Genomic DNA, 9,463 nt, shown 5'->3' with positions numbered 1-9,463 from the left:
GGCACGCTGTTGAGTTCTCAAGGAACGGACGCTTCCTTTGTACTCACCCTCTCGGGCTTTCCTCCGGGCGCTTCCCTTCGGTATTTCGTGTTTCCAACCTTACCAGATCCTTTTTCCGTTCCGTTCCCGGTTCGGAGTTTGTTTCCGGTGGCCGTTGGAGGGCCTTGCCTTTCGGCGTGTTCACTACTTTAGCGGATTCTCCCGGCTACTCATAATCGAGTCTGCGGATTCGAATTTCGGCATGCGGACATGCGAAATAGGACCCCGCTGAGGGGAAGCCGTAGGTAGTGGTTGGCCGCTTCCGGCTGTCGGCTGATTGCCTTCACCGGGTCAAGCGGCTCGGGCTACGTTACGGAACCACCAACGCCGCGTCAAGTTCGGCGGCGACGGGGCGTATGGGCCCGATAAGGGCTCACCGTGGGGTCATTGGCTTCCCAGAAGCGCCACGGGTGAACGCCGCCCTCACCGCCGACTCCGGTGCGCGGACCGTTCTGGACCTGGTCGGGGCTGGTGGGTATGCCGGTGAGGATGGTGAGCGGGGCTTCGGGTCCCGCGCACACGTCGGCGCCATTGAGGTCACGGTCCACATCGAGTGCCGTGGCCAGGCGGGCCGGGCCTTTGGCCAGTTCCTTGTCGTTCCGGGCCGATAGTCGACGTTTACGGGCGAGCTCGGCGCCTTCGATGATCTCCCCGGCCCGCAGCAGCACACCGCTCGCCCTGCCCTCCGGACCGCACACGATGTTCAGGCAGTGCCACATGCCGTAGGTGAAGTAGACATACGCGTGCCCGGGAGGTCCGAACATCACGTCGTTGCGGGCCGTGCGGCCTCGATAGGCGTGGGAGCCGGGGTCCGTCTCCCCCGCGTACGCCTCGACCTCCGTCAGGCGCAGCGCGATCGGGCCGTGCGGAGAGTTGCGGACGAGGACGCGACCTACCAAGTCCGGGGCGACTTCCAGGACGGGGCGGTCGAAGAACTCTCGGGGCAGGGGCGTACGGTCAGGTCCCGCGATCATGCCGTAGGAGCGTAGTGCACTGGATCTGTGCGGATTCGGCGCGGAGGCTGGCCCCGGGACCCTCCGGGCTGGAGGGTGAGGGCGCGGAGCGCGCGCCCCGCGAGAGTGAGAGTGCGGAACCGCGCGTGCACTGATCGCGTTTGTACGGATCACAGCCGACGTACGGATCACAGCCGACGATCGGTTGATCGAGTCAAGCCACAGGCCGTGTCCTGGGGAGGAGAGTCATGGGGTTCAAGAAGCTGCTGGCGAGTCTGGGGGCCGGTGGCGCGTCCGTCGAGACGGTCCTGACCGAGGCGAACGTCGTGCCCGGTGGTGTCGTCCAGGGCGAGGTGCGTATCCAGGGCGGCTCCGTCGACCAGCAGATCGAGGGAGTGTCCGTGGGTCTGCAGGCCCGCGTCGAGGTCGAGGGCAACGACCAGGAGCTCAAGCAGGACATCGAGTTCACCAAGCAGCGGCTCGGCGGCGCCTTCGAGCTGAAGGCGAACGCGGTGCACGCGGTGCCGTTCGGTCTCGACATCCCCTGGGAGACGCCGATCACCCACTTCGCCGGGCGCGAGCTGCACGGCATGAACATCGGTGTGACGACGGAGCTGGCGATCGCCCGCGCCGTGGACTCCGGCGACCTGGACCCGATCCACGTCCACCCGCTGCCCGCGCAGCAGGCGATCCTGGACGCCTTCGGGCAGCTGGGCTTCCGCTTCAAGAGCGCCGACATGGAGAAGGGCCACATCCGCGGGACGCGGCAGCGGCTGCCCTTCTACCAGGAGATCGAGTTCTTCCCGCCGGAGCAGTACCGCGGTCTGAACCAGGTCGAGCTGAGCTTCGTCGCCGACGACCGCGAGATGGACGTCGTCCTGGAGATGGACAAGAAGCCCGGCCTCTTCAGCGAGGGCAGCGACTCGTACAAGTCCTTCAAGGTCGGCCTGCACGACTTCCAGGGCACGGACTGGGCGGCGTACCTCAACGAGTGGCTGTCCCACGTCGGCAGCAAGCGCAACTGGTTCTAGGCTCGGCGGCGGCGAGCGATCGCCGACATCGCCGTACTGGAACCGAACCGGAACCGATCAGGAGGTGCCCACGTGACCGAGGTCAACAGGCCGCCGCTGCCGCATGACTTCCACCCGCCCGTGCCGTCGTTCACGGTCGCGAGCGCGGACTTCAAGCCGGGAGCGACGCTGCCGGACGCCCAGGTGTACGCGGACGGCAACACGTCGCCGCAGCTGCGGTGGGAGGGTTTCCCGCCGGAGACGAAGAGCTTCGCCGTGACGTGCTTCGACCCTGACGCCCCCACGGGCAGCGGGTTCTGGCACTGGACCGCCTTCGACATCCCGGCGTCCGTGACCGAGCTGCCCGCCGGCGCGGGCAGCGGCACGTTCGAGGGGCTGCCCGCGGGCGCGGTCCAGGTGCGCAACGACTACGGGACGAAGGACTTCGGCGGGGCCGCCCCGCCGCCCGGTGACCCGGCGCACCGCTATGTGTTCACCGTGTACGCGGTGGATCAGGAGAAGCTCGGTCCGGACGCGGACGCCTCGCCCGCCGTCGTCGGCTTCAACCTGCGGTTCCACACCCTCGCGCGTGCGCACGTGATCGCCGAGTACGCGGCGGTCGCGGAGAGTTAGTGACAGCTGAGCGTTCATTGAACGTTTGCCCGCCTCTGGTCTTGGAAGTGATCAGAGGCGGGCATCTTTTATTGCGTTGTCCATCCCGGCGTGCCCGGCCAGAGTTGATCCAAGCCCGCCATGGGGTGGGCCGGTGCACACGGGAGGTGGGCGAGATGCGAGACACGCTGGTCCTGAACGCGAGCTTCGAGCCGCTGTCGACGGTGACGCTGAACCGAGCCGTCGTGCTGGTCCTCCAGGACAAGGCCGTCGTGGAGCACGCCCACCCCGGATTGCGGGTGCGCGCCGCGGACGTGGATCTTCCGGTGCCGCGGGTGATCAGGCTCTGCCGGTTCGTGCGGGTGCCGTTCCGAAGACGCGCTCCGTGGTCGCGGCGGGGTGTCCTGGTCCGTGACCGGCACCGGTGCGCGTACTGCGGCAGGCGTGCGACGACCGTGGACCACTTGGTGCCGCGTTCGCAGGGCGGCGCGGACAGCTGGCTGAACACCGTCGCCTCGTGCGCGATGGACAACCACCGCAAGGCCGACCGGACGCCGGAGCAGGCCGGGATGCCGCTGCTGCGGCAGCCGTTCGAGCCGACGCCCGCGGACGCGATGCTCCTCGCGCTCGGCCGGGACGGCCTGGCGGCACTGCCGGACTGGCTGGCGCAGCCCGCCGCCTGAGAAGCGCGCCGGAGCGTACGGAAACGGCGTGGGGGCCGCCCTCTTCGAAGAGGGCGGCCCCCACGCCGTTTCCGTACCCGACCGTCAGTCGATGGTCGGCTGCTCGCGGCGCTCGACGCCGCTCGAGCCCTTCGAAGAGCCGCCGCCGGACATCGGACCGAAGTTGCCGAGCGCGCCGCCGAGGCCCTTGAGGGCGTCGCCGATCTCGCTGGGGACGATCCAGAGCTTGTTGGCGTCGCCCTCGGCGATCTTCGGGAGCATCTGGAGGTACTGGTACGAAAGGAGCTTCTGGTCCGGGTCGCCCGCGTGGATCGACTCGAAGACCGTGCGGATCGCCTGGGCCTCGCCCTCGGCGCGCAGGGCCGCGGCCCGTGCCTCACCCTCGGCGCGCAGGATCGCGGACTGCTTCTCGCCCTCGGCGCGCAGGATCTCCGACTGGCGGACACCCTCGGCCTGGAGGATCGCGGCGCGCTTGTCGCGGTCGGCGCGCATCTGCTTCTCCATCGAGTCCTGGATGGAGGTGGGCGGCTCGATGGCCTTCAGCTCGACGCGGTTGACGCGGATGCCCCACTTGCCGGTGGCCTCGTCGAGGACGCCGCGCAGGGCCGCGTTGATCTCCTCGCGGGAGGTCAGGGTCCGCTCCAGGTCCATGCCGCCGATGATGTTGCGCAGCGTGGTGACGGTGAGCTGCTCGATCGCCTGGATGTAGCTGGCGACCTCGTACGTCGCGGCGCGGGCGTCGGTGACCTGGTAGTAGATGACCGTGTCGATGTTCACGACCAGGTTGTCCTGGGTGATCACCGGCTGGGGCGGGAACGGCACGACCTGTTCACGCAGGTCGATGCGGTTGCGGATGGAGTCGATGAACGGGACGACGATGTTCAGGCCCGCGTTCAGCGTGCGTGTGTAGCGGCCGAAGCGCTCGACGATGGCGGCGCTGGCCTGCGGGATGACCTGGATCGTCTTGATCAGGGCGATGAAGACCAGCACCACCAGAATGATCAGGACGATGATGATTGGTTCCATCGTGGTTCCCCGTACCCTTCATGCTTCGGTGTTTCCGGACGATCTTGAGGATCTCGCTGGTCGAGTCTGTCAGAACCCCGCGTACGCCGGAGGGTGTTCGGATCACCTGGCGCCGTGGCGTCACATCACGACGGCGGTCGCCCCGTCGATCTCGACGACGTCCACCTCCTGGCCCGCGTCGAAGCTCTGCCCGGGGTCGAGGGGCCGGGCCGACCAGACCTCGCCCGCGAGCTTGATGCGCCCCCCGGAGGCGTCGACGCGCTCCAGGACGAGGGCCTGCCGCCCCTTCAGCGCGTCCACCCCGGTGGCGAGTTCGGGGCGCCGGGACTGGTGGCGGGCGGCGATCGGGCGTACGACCGCGATCAGCGCGACCGACACCACGGCGAAGACCACCGCCTGTGCCACCACTCCGCCGCCGAGGCCCGCGGTCACCGCGGCGGCCACCGCGCCGACGGCGAGCATGCCGAACTCCGGCATCGCGGTCACTACGAGCGGGATTCCGAGCGCGACCGCGCCGATCAGCCACCACACCCATGCGTCGATGTCCACGTGGTCATGGTAGGACCGCGGGTCCCGTTACGGACAGGGCGTCCTCGATCAGCTGAGCGGCAGGCCCGTTGCGGTCCAGCGGTCCCCGCGCTGCTCGACGACCAGCGGCAGGCCGAAGCAGAGGGAGAGGTTGCGCGAGGTGAGCTCGAGCTCCAGCGGGCCCGCGGCGAGGACCTTGCCCTGGCGGATCATCAGGACGTGCGTGAAGCCCGGGGCGATCTCCTCGACGTGGTGCGTGACCATGATCATCGAGGGGGCGATGGGGTCGCGGGCGAGGCGGCCGAGGCGGCGGACGAGGTCCTCGCGGCCGCCGAGGTCGAGGCCCGCGGCGGGCTCGTCCAGGAGCAGCAGCTCGGGGTCGGTCATCAGGGCGCGGGCGATCAGGGTGCGCTTGCGCTCGCCCTCGGAGAGGGTGCCGAACTTCCGGTCCAGGTAGTCGCTCATGCCGAGGCGGTCGAGGAAGGCGCGGGCGCGCTGCTCATCGACGTCCTCGTAGTCCTCGCGCCAGCCCGCCGTCATGCCGTACGCGGCGGTGAGGACGGTCTGCAGGACCGTCTGGCCCTTGGGGAGCTTGTCGGCGATGGCCATGCCCGCCATGCCGATGCGCGGGCGCAGGTCGAACACGTCGACCTTGCCGAGCTGTTCCCCGAGGACGGTCGAGGTGCCCTTGCTCGGGAAGAGGTAGCTGGACGCGACGTTGAGGAGGGTGGTCTTGCCGGCGCCGTTCGGGCCGAGGATGACCCAGCGCTCCCCCTCCTTGACCGACCAGGAGACCTGGTCCACCAGAGCCCGGCCCTCTCGGACCACGGATACGTCCTTAAGCTCCAGTACTTCGCTCATGAGCGCGGTCTCTCCCATTGCAGTCTCGGCTGTCGCGTGCGCCTGTGGACGCAGCCCCCGGATAAAACCTACGCCACCGGCCGACCGTTCCCGTGCCGAGGCCGGTCCTTAGGCTGGACGCATGCTCTCCGAACCACGCTCAGGACGCCTGGCCTCATGGGGAAACGCCCTTTTGGCCGGACTTGTTTCACCGGATGACGCCGTGCACGCGGCCGTGGGTGCCGACGCGGTGCACCGGGTCGAGGGGTTGCCCGGCGAGTCGGGCCCGGTGGGCCTGACGCTGGCGCTCGGGCGGCTGCGGGCGCTCGGCGTGCGGGGCTTCCGGGTGGCGCTGCCCGCTCCGGGGCATCCGCTCGGCCTGAGCGGTCCGCCCGCCTTCAACGAGCGGGCGCTGGAGGCCGAGGAGGCCGTCGTGGCGTACGGCGCGGCGTACGGTCTCGTGCCCGAGGTGTACGAGGCGGGTCCGGACGGCGCCGGGGACGCCACGGACGTCCACGTGGACGCAGAGGACGTCCACGTGGAGGTCGTCTGGCACTGTCTGCCGGTGCGGGAGGCGCCGCCCGCGGACGTGCCCTCGCTGGGCGAGGCGGAGCGGGAGCTCGCGGAGGCGATGCGGGAGGCGACCCTGGTCCTGTCCCGGCTTGACGTGGCGGCGTCCGGGCCGCTCGCGGAGGCGGCGCTCGACGCGTACCGGGCGCGGGCCGAGCGCGGGCGCGAGGTGCTCGCGCCGGGGTATCCGCCGCGTGCGGTACGGGTGTTGGAGCTGGCGCAGCGGGTGGGACTCCTTGTGTCGATGGCGTACGACCGCGGGCACGGCGGGGCGGTGAGCGCCGCCGAGATGGCGGCGCGGGCCGAGGCGCTGCGGCCGGTCGAGCGGACGGCGCGGCGGGCGCAGGTGGCGGCGTACAACGCCTATGTCGAGGTGCTCGAAGGCGGGCGGCCCTAGGGCGACGACGCGCGGGGCCCCGCGGACCGGGTGGTCCGGGGGCCCCGCGCGGTGTGGTGCGTCAGCGGTTGACCGTCTCGTTGGCGAAGGCCGGGTTGAGGATGCCGACGACGTTCACGCTGTTGCCGGTGGCGTTGACCGGGACGTGCACCGGGGCCTGGACGGAGTTGCCGGAGCCGATGCCCGGGGAGTTCGTGGCCTTGCCGTTGGCGTCGGCGTCGGCGGAGGCGACTCCGGCGGAGGCGCCCGCGGCGATGCCGGCGGCGACGACGGCGAAGGCGGCCTTCTTGGCGATGCTCATGGGGTGTTCCTTCTGATGAGAGTGGAGAAGGGGCTGGGGGTGGGGTGAGGCGCGGGTGCCGGCCGCGGGGTCGCGGAGCGCGCGGCACCGGGGCCCGGCGGCGGGGTGACCGCCGGGCCGCCGGGGTGCGGTCAGACGTTCTGGCAGACGTTCCCGAAGGCGGGGTTCAGGATGCCGACGACGCTGACGCTGTTGCCGCAGGCGTTCACGGGGATGTGCACCGGGGCCTGGACGAGGTTCCCGGAGACGACGCCCGGGGAGTTCTTGGCCTCGCCGTTCGCGTCCGCGCCGCCGTGGGCGGAGGCGAAACCGGTACCGGCGGCGAGCAGGCCGCCCGCCACCATCGTGATGGCCGCGGCCCTCTTCACGTTCTTCACTACTGAAACCCTCCTCAGCGGAAGCCGCGGTCAGTACGCCGCGGCACGCATTGGAGAACGGCTGGGGGCCGAGGGGGATGCGCCATGTGGGGGACATCCACACGACGGTATGAATCTCTGCCCGGAACGCGACGGTCCAGGCTGACCCGCCCCGGCGTGCGCCAGGGCGGCGGCGATGCCCCGCTCCCTGTCTCTCAGCGTCTCTCAGCGTCTCTCAGCCGGTCACGCCGTGCCGCACGGCCCACAGGGCGGCCTGGGTGCGGTCCGCGAGGTCGAGCTTCATCAGGATGTTCGACACGTGCGTCTTGACCGTCTTCTCGGAGAGGACGAGGGCGCGGGCGATCTCGCGGTTCGAGCGGCCGTCGGCGATCAGGCCGAGCACCTCGCGCTCCCGCTCGGTCAGGGAACCGCCTCTGCCCTGGGTGGTGTTGGCCTCCTCCTGGGACAGCAGCGCGCCCGCCACCTCGGGCTGGAGCAGGACGTGCCCGGCGTGCACGGAGCGAATGGCTCCGGCGAGGGCGTCCGGGTCCACGTCCTTGTAGACATAGCCCGCGGCGCCCGCGCGCAGGGCGGGCACGACCGTGCGCTGCTCGGTGAAGCTGGTCACGATGAGCACGCGCGCGGGGTTGGCGAGCTCGCGCAGCTTGCGCAGGGCCTCGACGCCGTCCATGCCGGGCATCTTGACGTCCATGAGGACGACGTCCGGCTTCAGCTCCTCGGTGCGGGCGACGCCCTCGGCGCCGTCCGAGGCCTCTCCCACGACCTCGATGTCCTCCTGGATCTCCAGGAACGTCCGCAGGCCGCGCCGCACCACCTGGTGGTCGTCGACCAGCAGCACCCGGATCCGCCCCGGGCCCGGGGCCCGGCCCGCCGGCGCCTCGTTCTCAGCCACCGGGAACCTCCATCTCGATCGTCGTGCCCTTGCCGGGCTCCGATTCCACGGTCAGCCGTCCGCCGACCCCGCCCGCCCGGTCCCGCATGGAGACCAGGCCCAAGTGCCGCCCGGCGCGGCGTGTCGCGCGCGGGTCGAATCCCCTGCCGTCGTCCGTGACGCGGAGCACCGCGCCCGTGCCGTGCTTCTCCAGGATGACCGCCACCCGGTCCGCGTCCGCGTGCCGCAGCGCGTTGTGCAGGGCCTCCTGGGCGACGCGCAGCATGGCCTCCTCCTGGGCGGCGGGCAGGGCCCGCACCCCGGTGCTCTCGAAGGTGACCGACGCGGAGTGGGCGCGGTCGAGGACCTGGATGTGGGTGCGCAGGGTGGCGACGAGGCCGTCCTCGTCCAGGGCGGCGGGGCGCAGCTCCACCACCGCCGCGCGCAGTTCGTCGGCCGCCTCGGCCGCGAGCGCGGCCACCTGCTGGAGCTCGTCCTTGGCGCGGGCCGGGTCGCGGTCGATCAGGGCCGTCGCGGCCTGGGCCGTCAGGCGCAGCGAGAACAGCTTCTGGCTGACCGCGTCGTGCAGTTCGTGGGCGAGGCGGGAGCGCTCCTCGGCGATGGTGAGCTCGCGGCTGCGCTCGTACAGGCGGGTGTTGGTCAGGGCGATCGCCGCGTGCTGGGCGAGGATCGACAGGAGTTCCTCGTCGTCCTCGTCGAAGCCGCAGCCGCCCGTGGGCTTCTGGCAGCGCTTGTTGGCGAGGAACAGGGCGCCGAGCGTCTCGTCCCCGTACCGGATGGGGAGGCCGAGGAAGTCGGACATGTCCGGGTGGGCGGAGGGCCAGCCTTCGAAGCGGGGGTCCTCGCGCACGTCGGCCAGGCGCTCGGGCTCGGCCTTCTGGAGCATGGCGGCGAGGATGCCGTGCTGGCGGGGCAGCGGGCCGATGGCCTTCCACTGTTCCTCGCTGACGCCGTCGACGACGAACTGGGCGAAGCCTCCGTGGTCGTCGGGGACGCCCAGCGCCGCGTACTCCGCGTCGAGCAGCTCGCGGGCTGAGGCGACGATCGTCTTGAGGACGTCGCGCATCTCCAGCTGGCTGCTCATGGCGAGGAGCGCCGAGCTCACCGCGTACAGCCCCGACCGTGGACCTTGACTCATGCGCTCACCGTACCGGCGGGGTGTGACAGCGCGTATCCGACCTGTGGCGGCAGGGCTCTAGGGCGTGGGGCCTAGGTCATCGGGCCCCCGGCCGTGG

Annotated in this window: 11 protein-coding genes and 1 pseudogene; 4 read left to right on the top strand and 8 right to left on the bottom strand. The window is 70.7% G+C overall.

What is annotated here, in order from left to right:
- Positions 1-371 precede the first annotated feature (371 nt).
- Positions 372-1,013 carry a DNA-3-methyladenine glycosylase gene (locus AC07A4_RS36130; RefSeq protein WP_478607318.1) on the bottom strand — a complete coding sequence of 214 codons (642 nt, stop codon included), beginning with the start codon at positions 1,011-1,013 and terminating at the stop codon, positions 372-374.
- A 227-nt stretch (positions 1,014-1,240) separates the two neighbouring features.
- On the opposite strand from AC07A4_RS36130, the gene AC07A4_RS36125 reads away from it, so the two are divergent.
- The 3 genes from AC07A4_RS36125 (at position 1,241) to AC07A4_RS36115 (ending at position 3,297) form a co-directional block, all read left to right on the top strand.
- Positions 1,241-2,023: a sporulation protein gene (locus tag AC07A4_RS36125; protein ID WP_478607315.1), complete on the top strand. Its 783-nt coding sequence runs from the start codon at positions 1,241-1,243 to the stop codon at positions 2,021-2,023.
- A 72-nt stretch (positions 2,024-2,095) separates the two neighbouring features.
- A complete protein-coding gene (locus AC07A4_RS36120; protein WP_478607312.1) occupies positions 2,096-2,635 on the top strand; it encodes a YbhB/YbcL family Raf kinase inhibitor-like protein in 540 nt (179 codons plus the stop codon).
- 155 nt (positions 2,636-2,790) lie between these two features.
- Positions 2,791-3,297 carry an HNH endonuclease gene (locus AC07A4_RS36115; RefSeq protein ID WP_478607310.1) on the top strand — a complete coding sequence of 169 codons (507 nt, stop codon included), beginning with the start codon at positions 2,791-2,793 and terminating at the stop codon, positions 3,295-3,297.
- Positions 3,298-3,381: 84 nt separating this feature from the next.
- Here AC07A4_RS36115 and AC07A4_RS36110 read toward each other — a convergent pair whose 3' ends face one another.
- The 3 genes and pseudogenes from AC07A4_RS36110 to AC07A4_RS36100 form a co-directional block, all read right to left on the bottom strand.
- A complete protein-coding gene (locus tag AC07A4_RS36110; protein WP_478607308.1) occupies positions 3,382-4,323 on the bottom strand; it encodes an SPFH domain-containing protein in 942 nt (313 codons plus the stop codon).
- 120 nt (positions 4,324-4,443) lie between these two features.
- Positions 4,444-4,872, bottom strand: coding sequence for an NfeD family protein (locus tag AC07A4_RS36105; protein ID WP_478607305.1), 429 nt, complete (start codon positions 4,870-4,872; stop codon positions 4,444-4,446).
- Between the two features lie 315 nt (positions 4,873-5,187).
- Positions 5,188-5,712: pseudogene (locus AC07A4_RS36100) on the bottom strand (ABC transporter ATP-binding protein); the annotation flags it as partial.
- 121 nt (positions 5,713-5,833) lie between these two features.
- On the opposite strand from AC07A4_RS36100, the gene AC07A4_RS36095 reads away from it, so the two are divergent.
- A complete protein-coding gene (locus AC07A4_RS36095; RefSeq protein WP_478607302.1) occupies positions 5,834-6,658 on the top strand; it encodes a hypothetical protein in 825 nt (274 codons plus the stop codon).
- Positions 6,659-6,719: 61 nt separating this feature from the next.
- On the opposite strand, the gene AC07A4_RS36090 is transcribed toward AC07A4_RS36095, so the two are convergent.
- The 4 genes from AC07A4_RS36090 to AC07A4_RS36075 all read right to left on the bottom strand — a co-directional run bounded on the left by AC07A4_RS36090 (position 6,720) and on the right by AC07A4_RS36075 (position 9,366).
- Complete coding sequence (locus AC07A4_RS36090) at positions 6,720-6,959, bottom strand: chaplin (protein WP_478607299.1); 240 nt, start codon at positions 6,957-6,959, stop codon at positions 6,720-6,722.
- 131 nt (positions 6,960-7,090) lie between these two features.
- The gene (locus AC07A4_RS36085) at positions 7,091-7,336 is read right to left on the bottom strand and encodes a chaplin (protein ID WP_478607296.1); all 246 of its coding nucleotides are present in this window, start codon (positions 7,334-7,336) and stop codon (positions 7,091-7,093) included.
- A 214-nt stretch (positions 7,337-7,550) separates the two neighbouring features.
- Positions 7,551-8,228 carry a response regulator gene (locus AC07A4_RS36080; RefSeq protein ID WP_478607293.1) on the bottom strand — a complete coding sequence of 226 codons (678 nt, stop codon included), beginning with the start codon at positions 8,226-8,228 and terminating at the stop codon, positions 7,551-7,553.
- A complete protein-coding gene (locus tag AC07A4_RS36075) occupies positions 8,221-9,366 on the bottom strand; it encodes a GAF domain-containing sensor histidine kinase (protein ID WP_478607290.1) in 1,146 nt (381 codons plus the stop codon). The genes AC07A4_RS36080 and AC07A4_RS36075 overlap by 8 nt, the downstream gene beginning before the upstream one ends.
- Positions 9,367-9,463: the final 97 nt, after the last annotated feature.

This window comes from Streptomyces sp. NPDC043996 (assembly GCF_056435225.1).
This window is presented reverse-complemented; position numbering and strand designations above follow the sequence as displayed.